Source organism: Micromonospora sp. DT231, assembly GCF_049847025.1.
GTDB lineage: Bacteria > Actinomycetota > Actinomycetes > Mycobacteriales > Micromonosporaceae > Micromonospora.
In genome coordinates this window covers 41,305-61,921 of record NZ_JBNCNO010000004.1, presented here as the reverse complement: position 1 = coordinate 61,921, position 20,617 = coordinate 41,305, and the positions used below count along the sequence as shown (strand labels likewise).

21 protein-coding genes are annotated in these 20,617 nt (G+C 71.5%); 14 read left to right on the top strand and 7 right to left on the bottom strand.

All coding sequences use genetic code 11. The features are described from left to right. Positions 1–34: 34 nt before the first annotated feature. Positions 35–1,459 carry an ATP-binding protein gene (locus ACPXBU_RS11725; RefSeq protein ID WP_425758045.1) on the top strand — a complete coding sequence of 475 codons (1,425 nt, stop codon included), beginning with the start codon at positions 35–37 and terminating at the stop codon, positions 1,457–1,459. Between the two features lie 145 nt (positions 1,460–1,604). Then, entirely contained in the window at positions 1,605–1,958 is a 354-nt protein-coding gene (locus ACPXBU_RS11720; protein ID WP_425758044.1) for a hypothetical protein, read from the top strand. 92 nt (positions 1,959–2,050) lie between these two features. Here ACPXBU_RS11720 and ACPXBU_RS11715 read toward each other — a convergent pair whose 3' ends face one another. Further along, on the bottom strand, positions 2,051–2,830 hold the full coding sequence (locus ACPXBU_RS11715) for a D-Ala-D-Ala carboxypeptidase family metallohydrolase (protein WP_393366894.1): 780 nt from the start codon (positions 2,828–2,830) through the stop codon (positions 2,051–2,053). 314 nt (positions 2,831–3,144) lie between these two features. Here ACPXBU_RS11715 and ACPXBU_RS11710 point away from each other — a divergent pair, with 314 nt between their 5' ends. Together ACPXBU_RS11710 and ACPXBU_RS11705 are read left to right on the top strand one after the other, a co-directional pair. After that, positions 3,145–3,783, top strand: coding sequence for a DUF6642 family protein (locus ACPXBU_RS11710; protein ID WP_393366896.1), 639 nt, complete (start codon positions 3,145–3,147; stop codon positions 3,781–3,783). A gap of 42 nt (positions 3,784–3,825) precedes the next feature. After that, positions 3,826–4,290, top strand: coding sequence for a PPOX class F420-dependent oxidoreductase (locus ACPXBU_RS11705; protein ID WP_393366898.1), 465 nt, complete (start codon positions 3,826–3,828; stop codon positions 4,288–4,290). A 33-nt stretch (positions 4,291–4,323) separates the two neighbouring features. Here the strand turns inward: ACPXBU_RS11705 and ACPXBU_RS11700 are convergent, their stop codons facing one another. Beyond that, the gene (locus ACPXBU_RS11700) at positions 4,324–5,556 is read right to left on the bottom strand and encodes a serine hydrolase domain-containing protein (protein WP_425758043.1); all 1,233 of its coding nucleotides are present in this window, start codon (positions 5,554–5,556) and stop codon (positions 4,324–4,326) included. A 98-nt stretch (positions 5,557–5,654) separates the two neighbouring features. Here ACPXBU_RS11700 and ACPXBU_RS11695 point away from each other — a divergent pair, with 98 nt between their 5' ends. From ACPXBU_RS11695 to ACPXBU_RS11685, 3 genes are all read left to right on the top strand, one after another. Then, positions 5,655–6,248 (top strand): pentapeptide repeat-containing protein, encoded by a 594-nt coding sequence (locus ACPXBU_RS11695; protein ID WP_393366902.1) that lies wholly within the window; start codon positions 5,655–5,657, stop codon positions 6,246–6,248. Positions 6,249–6,449: 201 nt separating this feature from the next. Next, the gene (locus ACPXBU_RS11690) at positions 6,450–7,346 is read left to right on the top strand and encodes a hypothetical protein (RefSeq protein ID WP_393366904.1); all 897 of its coding nucleotides are present in this window, start codon (positions 6,450–6,452) and stop codon (positions 7,344–7,346) included. Positions 7,347–7,448: 102 nt separating this feature from the next. Further along, complete coding sequence (locus ACPXBU_RS11685; protein ID WP_425758042.1) at positions 7,449–7,778, top strand: hypothetical protein; 330 nt, start codon at positions 7,449–7,451, stop codon at positions 7,776–7,778. A 45-nt stretch (positions 7,779–7,823) separates the two neighbouring features. Here the strand turns inward: ACPXBU_RS11685 and dacB are convergent, their stop codons facing one another. After that, positions 7,824–9,410 (bottom strand): D-alanyl-D-alanine carboxypeptidase/D-alanyl-D-alanine endopeptidase, encoded by a 1,587-nt coding sequence (gene dacB, locus ACPXBU_RS11680; protein ID WP_425758041.1) that lies wholly within the window; start codon positions 9,408–9,410, stop codon positions 7,824–7,826. Positions 9,411–9,473: 63 nt separating this feature from the next. After that, on the bottom strand, positions 9,474–10,190 hold the full coding sequence (locus ACPXBU_RS11675) for an MIP/aquaporin family protein (RefSeq protein ID WP_425758040.1): 717 nt from the start codon (positions 10,188–10,190) through the stop codon (positions 9,474–9,476). Positions 10,191–10,298: 108 nt separating this feature from the next. Between ACPXBU_RS11675 and ACPXBU_RS11670 the strand changes: the two genes are divergently transcribed. From ACPXBU_RS11670 to ACPXBU_RS11655, 4 genes are all read left to right on the top strand, one after another. Beyond that, positions 10,299–11,372, top strand: coding sequence for an NAD(P)-binding domain-containing protein (locus tag ACPXBU_RS11670; protein ID WP_425758039.1), 1,074 nt, complete (start codon positions 10,299–10,301; stop codon positions 11,370–11,372). 193 nt (positions 11,373–11,565) lie between these two features. Beyond that, a complete protein-coding gene (locus ACPXBU_RS11665; protein WP_355032899.1) occupies positions 11,566–11,847 on the top strand; it encodes an adhesin in 282 nt (93 codons plus the stop codon). A gap of 277 nt (positions 11,848–12,124) precedes the next feature. Further along, positions 12,125–12,517, top strand: coding sequence for a cupin domain-containing protein (locus ACPXBU_RS11660; protein WP_425758038.1), 393 nt, complete (start codon positions 12,125–12,127; stop codon positions 12,515–12,517). Between the two features lie 38 nt (positions 12,518–12,555). Next, positions 12,556–14,355 carry a glycoside hydrolase family 15 protein gene (locus tag ACPXBU_RS11655; RefSeq protein WP_425758037.1) on the top strand — a complete coding sequence of 600 codons (1,800 nt, stop codon included), beginning with the start codon at positions 12,556–12,558 and terminating at the stop codon, positions 14,353–14,355. Between the two features lie 13 nt (positions 14,356–14,368). On the opposite strand, the gene ACPXBU_RS11650 is transcribed toward ACPXBU_RS11655, so the two are convergent. Further along, complete coding sequence (locus ACPXBU_RS11650) at positions 14,369–15,559, bottom strand: threonine synthase (protein WP_425758036.1); 1,191 nt, start codon at positions 15,557–15,559, stop codon at positions 14,369–14,371. A 16-nt stretch (positions 15,560–15,575) separates the two neighbouring features. Further along, the gene (locus ACPXBU_RS11645) at positions 15,576–16,625 is read right to left on the bottom strand and encodes a DNA polymerase ligase N-terminal domain-containing protein (protein WP_425758035.1); all 1,050 of its coding nucleotides are present in this window, start codon (positions 16,623–16,625) and stop codon (positions 15,576–15,578) included. A gap of 94 nt (positions 16,626–16,719) precedes the next feature. Here ACPXBU_RS11645 and ACPXBU_RS11640 point away from each other — a divergent pair, with 94 nt between their 5' ends. The 3 genes from ACPXBU_RS11640 (at position 16,720) to ACPXBU_RS11630 (ending at position 18,749) form a co-directional block, all read left to right on the top strand. Next, on the top strand, positions 16,720–17,508 hold the full coding sequence (locus ACPXBU_RS11640) for an aldo/keto reductase (protein ID WP_393366920.1): 789 nt from the start codon (positions 16,720–16,722) through the stop codon (positions 17,506–17,508). A 126-nt stretch (positions 17,509–17,634) separates the two neighbouring features. Continuing rightward, complete coding sequence (locus tag ACPXBU_RS11635; RefSeq protein WP_393366922.1) at positions 17,635–17,787, top strand: hypothetical protein; 153 nt, start codon at positions 17,635–17,637, stop codon at positions 17,785–17,787. Then, positions 17,787–18,749 (top strand): N-acetylmuramoyl-L-alanine amidase, encoded by a 963-nt coding sequence (locus tag ACPXBU_RS11630; RefSeq protein ID WP_425758034.1) that lies wholly within the window; start codon positions 17,787–17,789, stop codon positions 18,747–18,749. Before ACPXBU_RS11635 ends, ACPXBU_RS11630 begins: the two co-directional genes overlap by 1 nt. 96 nt (positions 18,750–18,845) lie before the next feature. Here ACPXBU_RS11630 and ACPXBU_RS11625 read toward each other — a convergent pair whose 3' ends face one another. Continuing rightward, complete coding sequence (locus tag ACPXBU_RS11625; RefSeq protein ID WP_425758033.1) at positions 18,846–20,402, bottom strand: SulP family inorganic anion transporter; 1,557 nt, start codon at positions 20,400–20,402, stop codon at positions 18,846–18,848. Between the last annotated feature and the right edge of the window lie 215 nt (positions 20,403–20,617).

The window sequence follows — 20,617 nt, the reverse complement described above, 5'->3', positions numbered from 1 at the left end:
GGTTGTTTCATCGTTGGTTGTCTCAGGGGTGGTCGTGGACGGTTTTGTCGGTCGGGACCGTGAGCTTCAGCTCCTGAGCGGCATGCTCGCTCGGGTGCAACGGGGCGGCAGGGCTGGTCGGCCGGGTCGCGCACTCCTCATGCGCGGTCGCCGACGGGTGGGCAAGTCCCGGCTGGTTGAGGAGTTCGTGGAGCGCGCCGAGGTGCCGTACCTCTTCTTCACCGCCTCCGCGCAGCCGAGCGTCGCCGCCGACCTCGCTCTCTTCGTAGAGGAGGCGGCAGCCTCGACGCTGCCGGGCGCACAGCTCCTTCGCGAGCAGCAACCACAGACCTGGGATGCCGCGCTGAGCCTGCTCGCCGCCGCGCTGCCGATCGACCGGCCGAGCGTCGTCGTCCTCGACGAGATGCCGTACCTCATCGCGGGCGACCCGGGCTTCGAGGGGACGCTGCAGAAGATCTTCGATCGTGAGCTTTCCCGACGGCCGGTCCTGCTGATCTGTGTCGGATCGGATCTGGCGATGATGGAGGCCCTGAACGACTACGGTCGGCCGTTCCACCAGCGGGCCACCGAGATGGTTATCCCGCCGTTGAGCCCGGCCGACGTTCGCGACATGCTGGACCTGTCCGCCGCCGACGCGTTCGACGCCTACCTGGTGTCAGGTGGTTTGCCGCTGATCCTCGACGAGTGGCCGACCGGCGTGTCGGTGCATGACTATCTGGCCGACGCCGTACGGGACCCGACCTCGGCCCTGTTGGTCAGCGGCGAACGGGCGCTGGCTGCGGAGTTCCCGCCCCAGTCTCAGGCGGGTCTGGTGCTGCGGGCCATCGGCTCCGGTGAGCGGACCTTCTCGCTGATCTCCCGCGCGGCGGGGGATCTTCCGCAGGCGTCGCTCAACCGCGCCCTGCGCCTGCTGACGCAGAAGCGGGCCGTGGAGGTCGCCGTTCCGTTGTCCACCAGGCCTTCGCGGGAAACCCGGTACACGGTGGCTGATCCGTACCTGCGCTTCTGGCTGTCCTTCCTGGGCCCACACCTTTCCGAGATCGAGCGGGGACGGGGTGATCTAACCCTGGCCCGGATCCTCCGGTCCTGGACGTCCTGGCGAGGGCGGGCCATCGAACCTGTCGTTCGTGAGGCGCTGCGCCGGCTGCCCGGCGAGCACCTGCCGGCGGAGGCAGCGACGGTCGGTGGCTACTGGACCCGGACAAACGATCCGGAAATCGACATAGTCGGTGCCGACCGGGAGCCCGTCGCTCGGCGCATCAGCTTCGTCGGGTCGATCAAATGGCAGGAGAACCGGCCGTTCGACGCGCATGACCTCGGCCGGCTGCTCCTGCACCGGTCCCAGCTGCCCGGTGCCGACGAGTCGGTACCCACACTTGCCGTGGCGCGCAGCGGCACCTCCGTCGACGGCCTGAACGTTTTGTCGCCGGAGGATCTGCTTAGCGCGTACCGGGATTGAACTTTCGTCGGGTGCCGGCCGTACCCATGGCCGAGGATGTCGGTGCGGTGAGTCCGCCGTACCGCTGCCGAGCTGCGGGAGGCCTGCCGTGCGAGTTGGTGAGCAGTCGACGGATCCCATCGATCAGGTACTGGGGGAGGTGCCAATGCCGGCACCGCTGACCCCGGAGGACGTTCGGCTCGCGGTCCGGGCGGTGGTCGTGCACACCGCCGAGGAGTGGCCCACGGGGCCGCTGTGCCGCAACGACGGCGCCTCCTACCCGTGCCGCCTGCACCGCTGGGGGCGACGGGTGTTGGAGACACACGGGCTCAACGAGCGGCAGATCGAGGCGGTGATCCGGCACGGCAACCCGTTCGTGCACGTGCCCTTCCCCTTCACGGCGACCGGGCCGTCGCGGCAGCAGGCCGCGCGGGCCGTCCCGCCCGGGGTACGGCCCACCGCCGCTGGCCGGCCGGTGACCCGCCCGGTCACCGCGCCGCGCTGGCCCCGGGCGAGCTGAGCACCCGTCCGCCCGACCCGGGGCGACAGGACGCCGGCCCGGCGCGAAGATCCCCTCCGCGTCGGGCCGACGTCACGCGCGTGGCGGATGGCTCAGTTGCCGACCCCGCAGTCCGGCGCTGACCAGTTCGTCGTGTTGGAGGTGTCGTCGCTGTTGTTCTCTCGACGCGAGTCGACGTGCACGTGGTCGTCGTGGTCGGGATAGCCCGGCCCGTAGATCCCGCTGAAGCCGTTGCTGCGGGCACTGCGGGCGGCCTGGCACAGAGTGGACGACCGCGGGGTGACGTCAGCCGCGTTGCCATAGAGGTGCTGGCTGTCGGACGCGCCGCCGACCTGGTTGTTGCAGGCACGGCTGCGGAAGCCGCTGGACACGTCGAGCGGTTTGTCCCCGAGGCTCTTGCGCAGCGCCTCCAGCTTCCACATGGTGCGCAGCGCGTTCTGCCGGGTCTGGGCCGCCGAGAGCGGGCCACCGCTGTAACCGGACCCGCCGCACCCGTCGTCCAGTTCGCTGTGGCTGAAGTGCGCGGGCGTGCAGTCGTTGTCCTGTAGCTGGTACAGCTTGGTGTAGGTCTGCGGGCCGGCGACGCCGTCGGCACGCAGCCCGTACGCCTGCTGGAACCGCTTGACCGCGGCGGCGGTCTTCGGCCCGAAGAGGCCGTCGTTCTCCACGATGTCGCGGTAGCCGGCCCAACCGGCGATCCGGATCTGCAACTGGCGGACATCGTCGCCCGAGCGTCCCTGGTACAGGTTGCGGTTCCAGGTGTAACAGCCGTCCGCGTGTGCCGCCGGCGCGGCGACCACCGTGGCGATTGCTGCCCCGGGCAGCGCCAGGGCGAATGCGACGGCGACTCGCTTCAAGGTGTTTACGCGCACAGAAGTCCTCCCGATAGGAGAGCGAATGGGGTGGCTCCAGGACATCGACCGAGAAGTCCCGCGATTTCCACCCTGACACCCATCGGGGCAGTTGGAGGTGATTAACGAGAATCGTCCTCACAAACTGTCGTCCCTGGGTATTGGCTGGCAATTAGGCTGATTTACGAAACAGCCATTCCCCACCGATCGCCCCTGCCGGGCCCAACCATGACCAAGCACACCGAACGTCGCAATCAACTACACCGAGGGTGATGTTCCGTGGCCATCGGCGGGCGGTAACGTCAGCCCCGGACGGCGGACTGGCGGAGGTGCACGTGGCACGCGGTGGCGTCTTCTGCGTCGAGGGTCAGTGGCACCGGGACCTCAACGAGCGGGGTTCCGTGTTGCCCACCCTTGAGCTGCTGGAGCGGCTCGGCAAGATCCGCTTCATCCACAAGGACGCGGCCACGCGCGACGAGCTGTTCTACTTCCTGGACCGCTGGCTGCTCAAGCAGTACGCCGACCACCGGGTGGGCTTCTTCGCCATGCACGGCGAGCCGAGCCGGCTCTGCCTCACCGACTGGCAGTCCGTGGAGCTGAACGAGGTGGCCGACCTGATGGCCGGCCGCGCCGAGGGGCGGCGACTCTACTTCGGCAGCTGCTCGGTGCTGCGCGCCTCGGACGCGGTGTTGCGCGAGTTCCTGGAGGTCACCGGGGCGGCGCTGATCTGCGGGTTCAGCCGCGAGGTGGACTGGGTCGAATCGGCGGCCTTCGAAACCGTCCTGCTCGACGTGCTCGCCAACGGTCAGCGGCACAACGCCGCCGAGCTGCGGATGGGCTCCGCCCACTGGGCGCCGCTCGCCTCGTACCTCGGCTTCCGGGTGATCTATGCCAACGGCCGGTCCTGGCGTCCCTCCGGCCGCCCCCGGGTGCCCACCCAGGCGGCGCGCCGCTCCACGGCCCGGCCCCACTGACCCGCCGCCGCCGCTCCGCCCGCGCCCTGGTAGGAACGGGGGATGGCGCGCAGCATCGCACGGAACACCCGGGTCGACCGGGACAGCCTGCTCGACTTCCTCCGGCCGCGGCACCGCGTCGTGCTGATGACCACCCGGGCCGACGGTCGCCCGCAGTCCTCCCCGGTCTCGGCGGGGATCGACGGGCAGGGCCGGCTGGTGGTCTCGACCTACCCCGAGCGGGCCAAGGTGACGAACATCCGCCGCGATCCGCGGGTCTCGGCGTGCGTGCTCAGCGACGACTGGAACGGCCCCTGGGTGCAGATCGACGGCACCGCCGAGGTGCTCGACCTGCCCGAGGCGGTGGAGCCGCTCGTCGACTACTTCCGCAGCATCTCCGGCGAGCACCCGGACTGGGACGACTACCGGGCGGCGATGGTGCGCCAGGGCAAGTCACTGATCCGGGTCACCATCGACGCCTGGGGCCCGATCGCCACCGGAGGCTTCCCGGCCCGCCTCGCCGACTGAGGTCGGCGCCGAGCGGCCCGGCGGTCGTACCGGTCAGTCGACCAGGGCGGCGTAGACGAGTTGGCGCAGCTGGGAGCGCAGCGGGTGGGTGCTCGACGGCATCAGCTGGGCGAACAGCAGCGCGGTGACCTCCTCGGCCGGGTCCACCCAGAAGGCGGTGCTGGCCACCCCACCCCAGTAGAACTCGCCGACGCTGCTCGGCACCCGGCTGGGGATCGGGTCCTCGACCACCGCGAACCCGAGGCCGAAGCCGATCCCGTCCAGGGTCGTCTCCGCGAAGCCGCCGGTGGACAGCGTGCCCAGGTCCTGACCACCGGGCAGGTGGTTGCGGGTCATGAACCGCACCGTGCGCGGCCCGAGCAGCCGGACCCCGTCCAGTGTCCCGCCGCGCAGCAGCAGTTGGGTGAAGCGGTGGTAGTCGGCGGCGCTGGAGATCAGACCACCACCGCCGGAGAACAGGGTCGGCTTGCGGTACGCGCGCGCCCCGACGTTGTCGTGGCGGACGGCCCGGCCGCTGCGCGGGTCCGGTACGTAGAGCGCGGCCAGCCGCCCGGCCTCGTCGCCGTCCACCCACCAGCGGGTGTCGGTCATGCCCAGCGGGCCGAAGATCCGGTCGGCGAAGAACGCGTCGAGGCTCTGCCCGGAGATCACCTCGACGAGCCGGCCGAGCACGTCGGTGGCGACCGAGTAGCCCCAGGCGGAGCCGGGCTGGAACAGCAGCGGCAGCTCGCCGAAGGCCGCACAGGCGCCGGCGAGGTCGACGTCGTCCGGCGGGTGCAGGTCGTAACCGGCGGCCCGGTAGAGCCCGTCGACCACCGAGGTCTGTAGGAAGCCGTATGTCAGCCCGGCGGTGTGGGTGAGCAGGTGCCAGACCCGGATCGGCTCGGTCGCCGGCACGGTGAACGGCTTGAGTGTCGACCCTTTGGAGTAGACCCGCAGGTCGGCGAATTCCGGCAGCCAGCGGCTGATCTCGTCGGTCAGCTCGAACCGGCCCTCCTCCCACAGCATCATCGCCGCGACCGAGGTGACCGGCTTGGTCATCGAGTAGATCCGCCAGAGCGTGTCGGCCTCGACCGGCGCGCCCGACTCCCGGTCGGCCAGCCCGTACGTCGAGGAGTGCGCCACCTCGCCACGACGGGTGACCACCACCTGCCAACCGGCCAGCCGGCCGTCGTCGACGTACCGGCCGAAGTGCTCGTCGATCCGCGCCAACCGCGTCGGGTCGAAACCGATCTGATCCGGGTCCGTGCTTCGCGCCACACTCACGCCGCCGAACCTACTAGCCGGTACGCCGAGACCGGAAGGGGGCCGCCACCGGCCGCACCCGCGCACCTGTCGACGCCTGTGCCGATTAGCCTGGCCGGATGCCGGAGCTGACCGAGGACGTGACATTCCGCAACGAGGACTGGTACGGCGAGGAGTTGGTCGACAGGCACTTCGTGGGTTGCGAGTTCTTCGGCGTGGACCTGACGGAGGCGGTGAGCCGGGGCGCGGTCTTCACCGGCTGCACGTTCGGCAACGTGCTGTTCAACGCCTCCCGGCACGTCGACTCCGCCTTCACCCGTTGCGTCTTCCGGCGGTGCAACTTCTTCGAGGCCGAGTTCGTCGGCTGCAAGCTGGTCGGCAGCACCTTCGTCGAGTGCGACACGCGTCCGATGGTGGTGGACGGCGGCGACTGGTCCTTCGTCGCGCTGCCCGGCGCCGACCTGCGCGGTGTCCGGCTGACCGGGGTGCGGATGCGGGAGGTGGACCTGACCCGGGCCAATCTCACGGGTGCCACGGTCACCGGCGTCGACCTGTCCGGCGCGCAACTGCTCAACGTCCGGCTCGGCGGCGCCGACCTGCGCGGCAGCGACCTCACCGCGCTCGACCCGACGGTCGTGGAGCGGGAGGGCGCCATCGTCGACGCCGAGCAGGCCATCGTGATCGCCCAGTTGCTCGGCTTCCGGATCGGCTGACGCGAGAGGCGCCGGCGATCCAGCCCGTACGCCCGTTCGCGCGGGCCGGGCCGTCCGACAGCGTCCGGTCGCGGGCTGGACACGTCCGGCGCTCCGGATCTAGCGTGTCGTCCACACCGGTGCACACGTGAAACGACCCACAGTGGACGGCACGGCTCGCGACGGTCGATGGCAGCCGGGGCGGTGGAGGTGGAGGGGTCGGTGGCGGACGACGACCACACGAGGACGCAGACCCGCGCCGGGCTGCGCCGGGTCGCCCGTGCCCGGCAGCGGCGGCGTTGGGCGGTGGAGGGCGGCGCCGTACTCGTCTGCCTGGTGCTGTTGGTCTCGTACCTCGCCAGTCGGTCCGACCCGGAGCCCGGCGACGACCAGGCGGGCCGCGCGGGGGAGGTGCCCGCCGGCGCCGCCCGTTCCGCCGCGCACCCGGCCACCGACGGGCGCACCGGTGACGCGGGGCCGGCGATGCCGGGCCTGCTTCCGCGTCAGCGCCCACCCTCGCCCGACCCGCCTCCCCCCACCAGCGCGTCCGCCGCGCCGCCCGCGTCACCCGGGTCCCCGGTGCTGTCGGTGACCCAGGCCGATATGCCCGCCGAGGTCGACCTCACCGCCGTGGGCGCCCGGGACTGGATGCACTGGGGGTCGCGCGGGGGCACCTCGACGGTCCGCAAGCGCGCCGGCTCCGGGGAGATCGTCGACGCGGGCGGCGCCGGCACCCGGGTCGGCTGGGACGGCAACCAGGAGTACGTCCGCTGGTCCGACGGCGCGTCGCAGCGCTCGGCGAACGACAGTTCCGAGGGCGTCTACACCTGCGGCGCCGGCAACGGGTTCAGTCTCGCCGTCGCCGGCAGCGGCGAGCCGCGCACGGTCCAGGTCTACGGCGGCACCTGGATGGCTCGGGGTCGGCTGGTGGCACGCCTGTCCACGGGTGGGCCTGCCAGCACCGCGGTGCTGGAGGACCCGTACACCAGTCGGAGCGCCCAGTTCACCGTCCGGTTCGCCGCGCCGAAGACCGCCCGACTGGTGCTGACCTGGACCGTTGACAAGGTCTTCACCCCGCACTGCGGCAACGTCGGCCTCCAGGCAGTGGCGGTGCGCTGACCGATCGATCGCACAGCGGGACAGTTTGTCCGTCGCGCACTGTCGAGGAGGTCGTAACTTTCTGCTGTCCCCATCCGACTATCCAGTGTGGAGGCAGCGGAGATGAGCAGCAGCACCGTCCACCGCATCCGTCGCGCCGCCAGGTCCGGTGCCGATGAAGTGTCCGGGGAGGCGCTCCGCGACATTCCCCTGCCGCCGTACGTGACCTGCGAGGACACCCAGTTCGCGGTGCGGGCGGTGGTGGTGCACGCCCCCCAGCGGTGGTCCGGCGGAGTGGTCTGCCGCAACGATGCCAGCCCGCACCCGTGCCGCCTGCACCGCTGGGGCACCCAGGTGCTCACCCTGCGCGGGCTGCGGGCCGCCGACATCGACGCGCTGATCGAGCGGGGCGACCCGACGGCGGTGGTCCCCCCACCGGACCGTCCGGCCTGACCGTGCGACCGGCCGGGAGGCGCGGATACGCCTCCCGGCCCTCGCTCAGCAGGTGATCGGCTTGACCCAGGAGCACTCGACGCCCTCCGGGGTCCGGGGCGTCTCCGGCACCGCCGGCGGTGCCATCCGCGCCGTGCTGGCCGCCCCGTCCTCGCGGTATCCCGCCAACGCCACGGCGATCTGGTCCTCCAGCGGCTTGACCGACGCCGCCAGGTAGTTGTTCAGCAGGATGGAGAACGCCAACAACCGGCCGTCGGCGCTCGTGACGTAGCCGGAGAGCCCGGAGACGCCTGTCAGGCTGCCGGTCTTGGCGTGCACGTTGCCCGCCGCGGGCGTGTTCGCCATCCGGCTGCGCAGGGTGCCGCCGACGAACCGGTCGGGTTGGCCGGCGATCGGCAGTGCCGAGTACCAGGTGGCGAACCACGGTTCGGCGCGGATGGCGCTCAGCAGGTCGACGAACTCCGTCGCGGGGACCAGGTTGCGCCGGGACAGCCCGGACCCGTCGCGCTGGCGCAGTTTCCCGGTGTCCAGGCCGGCGTCGGCCACGTACTCGCTGATCGCGGTCAGTCCGGCCGTCCAGGTGCCCGACCCCGAGCGGACCCGGCCGATCTCCTTGGTCAACACCTCGGCGTGGCCGTTGTTGGAGAGCTTGAGGAACGGCGTCATCAGCTCACCCAGACTCATCGACTCATGCCGCGCCACCGGGTCGGCCGTCTCCGGGGTGGGCTGGCCGAGCACGGTCCGGCCGAGCATCCGGACGCCGTGCCGGTGCAGCGCCGCCCGGAACACGTCGGCCGCGTAGCCGGCGGGCTCCTCGACTGTCACCCAGTCGCTGACCGGCTCGTTTCCGACGGCGATCTGACCGCTCACCACGACCGTGTTGTCGCCGTGTACGCGCTCGATCGAGATCGAGGTCGCGCCGTCGGCGACCGTGCGGGCGCGGTTGTCGATGCGCACGTACGCGGTGGGCGGGGTGGTGCTGATCACCGGTGCGGCGCCGGGTCGCGTTGCCGGGGTGGCGTGCACGATCACGGTGCCCGCGTCGTAGTCGGTGTTCGGCGCGACGGTGAGCGCGGACACCTGGGCGGCGTAGTAGTAGGGCTCGTCGTCCCAGGTCCAGTCGGGGCCGAGCCGGGTCTGGTCGTAGCGGGTGTCGTCGGCGACCAGGTTGCCGGCGACCACGCGCACGCCGTCGGCGGCGACCTGCGCGGCGAGCGCGTCGTAGTCCGTGGCGAGCATCGTCGGATCACCTCCGCCGCGAAGGTAGAGGTTGCCGGAGAGCAGGCCCGCGCGGCGCTTGCCGGTGGCGCGTACGTCGGTGCTGAAGCGGTGCCCCGGGCCGAGCAGTTCGAGGGCCGCCGTCGAGGTCAGCAGCTTGGTGTTCGAGGCCGGGATCAGCCGGCGGTCACCGTTGCGGTCGTAGAGCGTCTGGCCGGTGCTGGTGTCGAGCACGACCACCGACGTCTGCGCGCCGGCAAGCCGGGCGTCGGCGAGGATCGTGTCGATCGTGGCGTTCAGTCGGGTCGTCGCGGGCGTGGGCGACTCGGCCGTGGCGCCGGGCGCTCCGGCGGTGGCCGCGACGGCGGCGAGCGTGAGCAGCGCGAGGGCCCGGGAAAAGTGACGGCGATGCATGCGCCGATGCTGTCATGAGGTGTGTTCGCCGGAGAAGGGCATCGGGCGCCGGTCCTCGCCGGACTACGTCGGCCGGCCGACCGACTTGTCGTGACCACCCCAGTAGTGCCGCTGGGCACCCATCACCATCGGCGCGACAAGCGCGGCGAGCGCCCCACCGAGCAGCGGGAAGACGATGAACACCCAGAGCTGCCGCAGCGCCACGCCACCCTCGAAGACCGCCGGGCCGAACGCGCGGGCCGGGTTGACCGCGGCGCCGGTGAGCGTCACGCCGATCAGCTGGGTCGCCGCGAGGGCCAGCCCGATGGCCAGACCGGCGGTGCCCGGATTCTCGCTACGACTGGTCACCACCAGGACGACAAGCACGAAGAGGAAGGTCAGGACGACCTCCAGCACCGCTGCCCCGCCCCGGTTGATGTGCGCGCCGTAACCGTTCGTGCCCAGCGCCCCGGTCTGGTCCGCGACGTCACCCCAGCGGGTCAACGCCCAGAGCACGAAGCCCGCCACCGTCGCACCGACGAACTGCGCGATCCAGTACGCCACCGCGCCGACCACCGAGATCTTTCCGGAGAGCAGCACACCGAGCGTCACCGCCGGATTGACGTGGCTTCCGGACAGTGGGCCGATCGTGTAGACGAGGGCGACCATCACGAAGCCGAAGGCCAGGGCGACCACCACCACGCCGCCCTGGACCCGAGCCGCGACCGCACTGCCGACCCCGAAGAAGACCAGCAGCAGAGTGCCGAGGAACTCGGCCGCGTACCGACGGAAGTCGCTCATGAACTCAGCGTAGGCGCAGGTCAGATGGCTGTTGCCGGAATGGCTGTCTGTGATCGACACGACGGCAGGTACGGGCACAGCGGTGCTCACCGGGGCGTTGCACCCGAGGTGGACACCCACTCCGCGGACGTCGTGGTGATCGGCGCCGGCCAGGCTGGCCTGAGCGCCGGCTACCACCTGCGTCGTACCGGCTTCGCGCCGGGCAGCGGCTTCGTCATCCTCGACGGCGACAACGGACCCGGCGGTGCCTGGCAGCACCGCTGGCCGACACTGGTCTTCGACCGGGTGCACGGCTTCCACGATCTGCCCGGCCTACCGTTGCCGCCCGCCGATCCGCAGCGCCCGGCCGCCGAGCAGGTGAGCGCCTACTTCGCCGCGTACGAGAGGGCCTTCGACCTGCCGGTACGGCGACCGGTGCGGGTCCGTGCGGTGCGCTCCCGCCCGGACGGGCGGCTGGACGTCCACACCGACGCGGACCGGTGGATCGCGCGGGCGCTGATCAACGCGACCGGCACGTGGACCCGGCCGTTCTGGCCGCACTACCCGGGCCGGTCGTCGTTTCGGGGCCGGCAGTTGCACACCGCCGACTACCGGGGCCCGGCCGAGTTCGCCGGCCTGCGGGTCGTGGTCGTCGGTGGCGGGACATCCGCCGTGCAACTGCTCGGCGAGGTGTCCACCGTCGCGGCGGCCACCACCTGGGTCACCCGCCGGCCGCCGAAGTTCCGGGACGAGACGTTCGACGCGGAGCTGGGCCGTGCCGCGGTCGCCCGCGTGGACGAGGCGGTCCGGGCCGGCCGCCCGCCGGGCAGCGTGGTGGGCGTGACCGGGCTGCCGGTCACCCCGGAGGTACGCCGGCTGCACGAGCGGGGCGTCCTGGACCGGCTACCCGTGTTCGACCGGATCACGCCCGACGGGGTGGCCTGGGCGGACGGGCGATTCGTGCCGGCGGACGTGATCCTCTGGTGCACCGGATTCCGCGCCGCCATCGACCATCTCGCCCCGCTGGGCCTGCGCGCGCCGGGCGGCGGTATCACGATGGACGGCACCCGGGTGGTCGCCGACGACCGGATCCACCTGGTCGGGTACGGCCCCTCGGCCAGCACGATCGGCGCCAACCGGGCCGGCCGTGCCGCCGTCAACGAGATTCGCGCCTGGCTGGCCCCGGCCCCCGCTCTCGACTGACCTGGCTCTATTTGACGGATGACCGGCCAGCGGGCACGGTGGAGGTGACGGGGCCGTCAGCTGCCCCGATTCGATGCGACGGCGACGACCGTCCGCCCTTCTGTCGCCTCCCACGTGTGCTCGTACGCGAGCCGACCGTCCGGTCTGTGCGTCACTGCGACCGCGAGCCGAGAATCCACGAGGAGTTCCACACATGCTCACCATGACCGACAACGCCGTGCTCGTCATCCGTGACCTCGCCAACCAGCAGGACGTCGCCCAGGACGGCGGCGTACGCATCGCCGCCGACACCGAGGCCGGCTCGCTGACCGTCGAGTTGGTGCCCGAGCCGGTGCAGGGCGACCGTGTGGTCGACAACCAGGGTGCCCGGATCTTCCTGGACGAGGACGCCGCCGAGCTGCTCGGTGACGCCTCGGTCGACGCCACCGTCGACGACGAGGGCGTCATCCAGTTCGGCTTCACCGAGCGGCAGTAGGCGCGGCCCGGCGGGGTGCTGGGGACAGGAGCGCGCGGCGCCGCTCCGACAGTTGTCGGAACGTCGCCGCGCTCTGGCCGTCTCCCACCATCGCAGCCGTTCGGCGGTACGCCGGCAGGGACCTGGCTCGACCGACTCTTGGTGCCGGTCCGCGTACTCGATCCCCGGCCGGCGCGGATCCAAACCCGCCGACCGTGGGGAATTCCGCCATTCGCGAGTCCCGGCAACCCGTTCAGTCCCTGCGTGACGCGCCGACGAACGGGGTATGAGCGTGGTCATGGAACATTTCACGATCGCGACAGTCGCCGAGAAGAGTCCGGATTTCCGGCGGGTGCTGTGGACAGGCGAGCACAGCCAGTTGGTCATCATGACCATCCCCGAGGGCGGGGAGATCGGCGAAGAGGTGCACGAGGACGTCGACCAGATCCTGACCTTCGTCAGTGGTGTCGGCGAGGCCCGGGTTGCCGGCTCGAAGCGGAAGGTCGTCTCCGGTGACCTGGTGGTCGTGCCGGCCGGGACCAAGCACAACTTCGTCAACACCGGCCCCAACCCGCTGGTGCTGTACACGGTCTACGGGCCGGCGGAGCACGCCGACAAGGCAGTCCACCGGACCAAGGAGGAGGCCGACGCGGCCGAGGCGGCGGGCAAGGACGAGCCCCCCACCGAGTAGGGCGGTCTGATCCGGGCCGATGCGGGTACCCGCGGCGGGTGGAGCAGCAGCCGGCGATCTCCGACTACGGATTCCTCTCGGACTCCCGCTCGGGTGCCCTGGTCGGCAAGGACGGCTCGATCGACTGGTGGTGCCCGCACCGGTTCGACGGGGCCTCCGTGTTCGGGCGGCTGCTCGACCCGACCGCCGGGCACTTCCGGCTCGCTCCGGTCGGTGCCGGTGGGCCGGGGTATCGGGTGGAACGCGCGTACCGGCCGGGCACCCTCGTGCTGCGCACGGTGCACCACACACCGCACGGCAGCGTGGCGGTCACCGACGCGCTCGCCGCCGAGATCGGCGCCCGCGCCCACGAGCTGGGGATGAACTCGCCCGCCGTGCTGCTCCGGGTGGTCGAGGGGCTGTCCGGCCGCGTCCGGATGGAGCTGGACTTCGCACCCCGACCGGAGTACGGCCTGCTCACGCCGTACCTGCACGAGCAGCCGGATGGCGGGGTGCTGGCCGGCGCCGGCCCGGTGGTGCTGGTGCTGCGCGCGCCGGGCCTGCGCCTGCGCGCGGGCCTCGACCGGGTGACGCACGAGTTCGAGGTGTCCGCCGGTCAGGTGGTCGGGGTGGACGTGGCGTACGGCGCCGCCTACGGCGACCCACCGGCCCGACTGGACCCGGTGGCCGCGCTCGCCGAGACGACACAGGCCTGGGACGCGTACCGGGACGTGCACGAGTACTCCGGCCGGTACCCCGACCTCGTCCGGCACAGCGCGACGGTCCTGACCGGCCTCACGTACGCCCGCAGCGGCGCGGTCGCCGCGGCGCTGACCACCTCGCTGCCGGAGCGGATCGGCGGCGACCGTAACTACGACTACCGCTACTCCTGGCTGCGGGACTTCTCGTTGACCATCCGCGCGCTCTGGGTGGCCGCCTGTCCCGACGAGGCGTCCCGGCTGTTCGCCTGGGCGTCGCGCTCGATCGGCCGGATCGGCGACGAACCGGTGCCGGTGCTCTTCGGGCTGGAGGGCGAGCGTGACCTCTCCGAACACCACTGCCACCACCTGCGCGGATACCGCGACAGCAGGCCGGTCCGGATCGGCAACGACGCCTGGCAACAGCGGCAGCTCGACGTGCCGGGCGAGGTGATGTCGGCCGTGTGGCGGCTGCGCGACTACCTCGGCACGCCGTTCGAGGGCGAGTTGCGGGAGATGGTGCTCGGGTTGACCGAGCAGGTGGCGGCGACCTGGCACCTGCCGGACCGGGGCATGTGGGAGACCCGGGACGAGGAGCGGCACTACCTGTCGTCAAAGGTGATCTGCTGGCTGACGCTGGACCGGGCGGTGGGCCTCGCCGACCGGCTCGGCGAGAGGGCCGACCCACGCCGCTGGGCCACGGTGCGCGACGAGATCCGCGAGACCGTGCTGCGCGAGGGGTGGAACGACCGGATCGGGGCGTTCACCGGCGCCTTCGGTTCGGCGGAGCTGGACGCCTCGGCGCTGACCCTGCCGGTGGCGCACTTCCTGCCCGCGACCGATCCGCGGATGCGCTCGACGATAGCGATGGTGGAGCGGGAACTGGGCACCGACGACGGGCTGGTCCGACGGTGGTCAACCGACCCCGGCGGGTTTCTGCTCTGTTCGTTCTGGTTGGTGGAGTGCCTGGTCATGGCGGGCGAGATGCCGCGGGCCGAGGCGCTGTTCGAGCGGGTGGTGGGGTACGCCAACGACGTGGGGTTGTTCAGCGAGCAGATCGACCTGAACAGCGGGGAGCAGATCGGCAACACCCCGCAGGCGCTCTCCCACGTCGGGCTGATCAACGCGGCCTGGCGGCTGACCGCGCCGGACAGCTACTGAGCGGCCCGCCGGGTCACCCCAGCACGGGTACGCCGGACACGTCGACCGTGTCCGGATACTTCAGCCCCGCCCCGGTGTTGAGCACCACCACCCGCTCGCCGGCCCGGATCCACCCGCCGGCACGCAGTTGCCGCGCCGCCGTCAGGCAGGCCGCCCCCTCCGGGCAGAGCAGCAAACCCTCCCGGCCGGCGAAGTCCCGAAGGTCGGCCAGGAGGTCCGCGTCGTCCACGGCGACGGCCGTGCCGGAGGACTCCCGCAGCGCCGCCAGGATCAGCTCGTCGCCGAGCGGCGCCGGCACGGTGATGCCGAACGCCACCGTGTGCGCGTCCGCCCAGGGTCGCGCCCGGTCCTCACCGGCGGCGAACGCCCGCACGATCGGTGCGCAGCCGATCGACTGCACCGCCACCAGCCGGGGCAGCTTGTCGCCGACCCAGCCCAGCTCGCGCAGCTCGTGCAGTGCCTTGTGGATGCCGATCAGCCCCACACCGCCGCCGGTCGGGTAGATGATCACGTCGGGCGTCTGCCAACCGAGCTGCTCGACGATCTCGTACCCCATCGTCTTCTTGCCCTCCAGCCGGTAGGGCTCGCGCAGCGTGCCGGCGTCGAAGATCGCCCCGTTCGACTCCGCGATCAGCTCGGCGACCCGCCGGCCGGCGTCGCTGATCAACCCGTCGACCAGGCGCAGGTCGGCCCCCGCGGCGACGCACTCGCGCCGGCAGATGCTCGGGGCCTCCAGCGGCATGACGATCGTCGCGCCCATGCCGGCCCGCGCGGCGTACGTCGCCCAGGCCGATCCGGCGTTGCCGTTCGTGGGCATCGCGATCCGCTCGACTCCCAGCTCACGGGCCCGGCTCACGCCGACCGCCGCGCCGCGCGCCTTGAACGAGCCGGTCGGGATCAAACCCTCGTCCTTGACCATCAGGTCCGCGATGCCGATCTCGGCACCGTACGCCGGGGCGCGCAGCAGCGGCGTCCAGCCCTCGCCGAGCGTCGTGACGTGCCGTGGGTCGCCGACCGGCAGCAACTCCCGGTAGCGCCACAGGTCGGCCGGGCGCAGTCCGAACCGTTCCGGGGTGACCGCCTTCGCCACCGCCGGCAGGTCGTAACGGGCCAGCAGTGGGGAGCCGCAGGCGCAGAGGTTGCGCAGCTCGTCGGCGGAGTGCTCCTTGCCGCAGCGCGGGCAGTCCAGGTGGGTCAGGTACACATCGCTCCTCGCCGTTTCAGACCGCGTCGATGCTCAACCAGCGCCGGCTGCGCCGCCCCGGCTCGTACACCGAGTCGAGCCGCTTGGCGACCACACCCGGCAGGCCCTGCTCCCGCCCGGTGCGCAGGGCCTCGTCGCCCGCGCCCGGGAACCATGGCGGAGTCTGCCAGTGCACACCGGCCAAGGCCAGCCCATCGAGCAGCTCCCGGCGTTGCGCGTACGGCACGTCGACGCTGCTCACACCCTCCAGCCAGAGCAGGTCGACGATCAGGTACTGGGCGCCGGCGGGCACCCGAGTGCCGCTGGCGGGGCGGACCGGGCGGACCCGGCCGGCGCCGTCGATGCGCACCAGCACACCGTCGAGCACCGCCTCGGTGGGTGCGAGCGCCTCGGCCATCGCCCGCAACCACGGGTACCCGCCGGTGATCTCCTCGTCGGTCTCGGAGAGCAACCGCAGCCGCCCGCCGGAGACGTACGCCATCGCGCGGATACCGTCCCAGCGCAGCTCGTACCCCCAGGCGGCACAGTCGCGGGGGAGCCCGGCGGCGGCCGTGGCGTGCATCGGGCGGACCAGGTCGGGCATCGGCGTCCAACCCGGCGGCGCGGGGTCGGTCCGTCGGACCATCCAGTCCCGTCCTCCGGTGGCGAAGAGGACGTACCGGCCGGCGGTCCGGTCACCGGAGAGGGTCACGATCACCTCGTCGTCGCGCCACTTCTCACACCGGTAGGTGCCCCGGTCGTGGATCAGCATCCGGCCGCCGCCGTACTCACCCGCGGGGATCTCGCCGGCGAAGTCGAGGTATTCCATCGGGTGGTCCTCGGTGTGTACGGCGAGGTGGTTGCGACCCGGATCGCGGGGCAGGCCGCGCGGCACCGCCCAGGACGCCAGCACCCCCTGGTGCTCCAGGCGCAGGTCCCAGTGCAGGCTTCGGGCGTGGTGCTGCTGGATGACGAAGCGCGCGGTGTCGCCGTCCGGGCCGGCCGTCGCGGGGCTCCGCTCGGGCACCGGCTCGGGCGTACGGGCCGCGTCCCGTCGTCGCCGGTACTCCTCCAGCCGGTCGGTCACACAGGCATTCTGCGGCACACCGGACCGGTGCGCTGGATGCCGGAGTGTCCGGTTCGCTCGGCGGCGGAGGGCTCGGCGGGGTAGAACGGACCTCATGGACCTCACCGACCAGCCCACCGTCCTGCTCCCGGGGGACGTCCGGATGCCCCTGCTCGGCTTCGGCACCTGGCAGGCCACCGGCCAGGCCGGTTACGAGGCGGTGCTGGCCGCGCTCGACACCGGCTACCGACACGTCGACACCGCCACGGTGTACGGCAACGAGCGCGAGGTCGGCCGGGCCGTGCAGGAGAGCGGGCTGCGCCGGGAGGACCTCTTCATCACCACGAAGCTCCCGCCGAACCGGGTGGGCCAGGAGCGCGCGACCCTGGAGGCCAGCCTGGAGGCGCTCGGCGTCGACCAGGTGGACCTGTGGTTGATCCACTGGCCGCCGTCGTCGCCGTCGGACAGCATCCCGCTCTGGCGTGAGCTGCTGGCGGCCCGGGACGAGAACCTGGTCCGGGCGGTGGGTGTCAGCAACTACAGCACCGGGCAGATCGACGAGCTGATCCAGTCGACCGAGGAGAACCCGGCGGTCAACCAGATCGAGTGGAGCCCGGCGCTGTACGACCGGCAGCGGCACGCCGAGCACCGGGACCGGGGCGTGGTGCTGGAGGGTTACAGCCCGTTCAAGACCAGCGACCTCAGCGACCCGGTGTTGACCAGGATCGCTGCCGCGCACGGGGTTTCCCCCGCGCAGGTGGTGCTGCGGTGGCACATCGACCACGAGATCGTGGCGATCCCGAAGTCGGTGACCCCGGAGCGGATCACCGCCAACTTCGACGTCTTCCACTTCGCGCTGACGGCGGAGGAGATGCGCGACATCGACGCGCTCGGCGACGTCTGAGGCGGCGAATTCCTTCATTCAGCGACCCGGTGATGAAGGGTGTCGACATCGACGTACGTGACGGTATAGCGTGCCCGTCATCACGTTCGTCGATGCGTCAGTACCCGCCGTCGCTGGAGGATCGCCATGGCCCGAACCCCGTCCGTCCGTCTGCGCCGCCGTGGGGTGCTCGGCATCCCCGCCCTGGTGGTCGCCGCGCTGACAGTCGTCACCCGGCCCGCCGCGGCGAGCGCCGCGCCGAAGGCCGAGTGCCTCGCCGACCTGCTCCAGGACTCCTGATGGCCACGATTCCCTGGCTGGTCGACGTGCTGCGCGCCGCCGGAGTCCAGGTCGTCGTCGAGGGGGACTGGCTCAACCGGATGCGACCGGGCTCCTTCGACCCGATCGGGGTGCTCTGGCACCACACCGCCTCGACGTCCAGCGCCAGCAATCCGCACCCGGCGCTCGGCATCTGCATCAACGGCCGGTCCGACCTGCCGGGGCCGCTGTGCCAGGCGCTCGTCGACTACAACGGCGTCTTCCACGTCATCTCCGCCGGCCGGTGCAACCACGCCGGGGTCAGCGGCGGCAGTGGGCCGATCCCGGCCGGGGACGGCAACACCCTCATGATCGGGTGGGAGATCGACTACAACGGCGTCAGCCAGGAGATGACCGCCGCGCAGTACAACGCGTCGCTCGCCGCCACCGCCGCCGTGCTCACCCGCCTCGGCCGGGACAGCAGCTACGCCCGGGGGCACCGGGAGACAAGCACCACCGGCAAGATCGACCCGTCGTTCATCGACCTGAACGTGATGCGCGCCGACGTGGCGGCGAGGATGGCCGGCGGCACGGCGTGGTCCTCCACCGTGGACAACACGACAAGCGGCCGGTTCACCGCCAGCGCCAACTGGGGCGTGTCGTCGTACTCCAGTCAGCGCTACGGCGCCGACTACCGCTACGCGGACCCGGTCGCCGCGAGCGACGTCGCGTGGTACCGGTTCAACGTCCCGGCCACCGCCAGCTACCGGGTCGAGGCCTGGTGGCCGGCGAACTCCGGCTACAACAGCGCCGCCCCTTACCTCGTCGCCACCAGCACCGGCAACCAGACGGTGCGGGTCGACCAGCGGGCCACCGGCGGGCAGTGGCGCGTCCTCGGCACGTTCGCACTCCCGGCGGGCGACGCGAACCGGGTGGGCGTGAGCCGGTGGAGCAACGCCGCCGGCCTGGTCATCGCCGACGCCGTCCGCCTCACCCGGGTCTGACCTCGGCCGCCCGCCGCAGCTCGGTCGCCCCCGCCGCGGCTTGATCGACTCGACTTTCCGGAAGTCGGGGTGTCCCACGTGCGAAGATGCCCCGACTTACGGAACCCGAGGCTTTGCCAGGGGCGGTGCAACGTGCCCGTGCGCGTCCGGAGACTGACAACCCCGAGTCACGCACGGGGAGGTGCGTTTGCCGGTGCCGAGCCCGTCGGTGTCCGCACGATGCAACCACGAGCCGTGTACCTCGCTGACCCGGACGTTGCCACCGGACCGCGCGTAGGACGCCTGCCAGTCGCGGATGGTCTCGTAGGCGCCGTGGTCGAGATAGTCCAGGTGAAGTTCGAGGACGACGTGCTGCCCCGGGGGCAGGGCGGCGAGTCGGCGGGTGAGTCGTCCGGAGGCGACGAAGGCGAGTGTTCCGGTGATCGACACGAGCCAGGCGCCGGAGGTCGGCTCGGTGACGTGAATGTCGCACCGAGCCAACCGCCACAACATGAAGAGCACCGCCGTCGCCATGCCCAGCCCGACCCCGATGAGCAGATCGGTCGCGGCAACGCCGACCGCGGTGATCACGTAGATGGGCAGTTCCCGGTGCCGGGCGTACGTGCGGATCTGGGCGAGGCTCACCAGCCGCAGGCCGACCACCACGAGCACGGCGGCGAGCACGGCCATCGGGATCATTTCCAGCAGTACGGCGCCGGCCATCACGAATCCGGCGATCCAGACTCCGTGCAGGATCGCCGAGGCGCGGGTGCGTGCCCCGGCCGCGACGTTGGCCGAGCTGCGCACGATGACGCCGGTGACCGGCAGGCCGCCGAGCGTTCCGGAGACGGCGTTCGCGGCGCCCTGAGCGATGAGTTCACGGTCGAGGTTCGCCCGTGCGCCGTGGTGCATGCGGTCGACGGCCACCGCCGAGAGAAGAGATTCCACGCTCGCTACCAGGGCGATGGTGATGACTGCCGGGAGCACCTCCCACAGCGGTGAGTCGGGCCAGCGGGCGAAGGTGAGCGCGCTCAAGGGGTTGGCGGGCAGATTCACCCGCTCCACGTCGGCACCGAGGGTCGTCGCGACCACAGTGGCAACCACCACCGCCACCAGGGTCGCCGGCAGCATGGTGGTCTTGACCAGGCGTGACCAGATCAGCAACAGCGTCATGGTCAGCGCGCCGAGCAGCACGGACATGCTGTGGTAGTTGGCGACCTGGCCGGGAAGGTCACGGAGGTTCGCCCACGCGGAGCTCTGGGGCGCTCCGCCGAGTGCTACGTGGACCTGGCTCAGCGCAATCACCAGGCCGATGCCGGCCAGCATCCCGTGTACGACTGTTGGCGACAGAGCGAGCGCGGCCCGCCCGAGGCGGGTGATGCCCAGCAGGATCTGCAGCAGCCCGGCGACGGTCACGATCGCGGCGGTGCCGGCGAAGCCGAACTCGGCGATGGTGCCCGCGACGATCACGGTGAGCCCAGCCGCTGGCCCGCTGACCTGGAGCGGCGCGCCGCTGAGCGCGCCAGCGACTATCCCGCCCACGACGGCGGCGATCAACCCGGCCAGCAGCGGTGCTCCGGAGGCGGCAGCGATGCCGAGGGACAACGGGATGGCGATCAGGAAAACAACTATCGACGAGGGGACATCGTACCGAAATAGCGCTATAACCGACATGTTCGGAAGGTACTGAGATAATATTAATGCATAGTTAAGCGTGATTCTCTCACCCGCGATATCGCGGGTGTGGCCGCGCGGATTGTCGCGCCGTCAGTCTGGGCAAGCCCGCGCCCAGCGACGTGCGGGGGCGGGGGCCGAAAATTCACGCCCCCCCACCTCGGGGTGTGGGCATATATAAGCGCGCAGGAAGTCGCCTGTTGGGACAAGTTTTT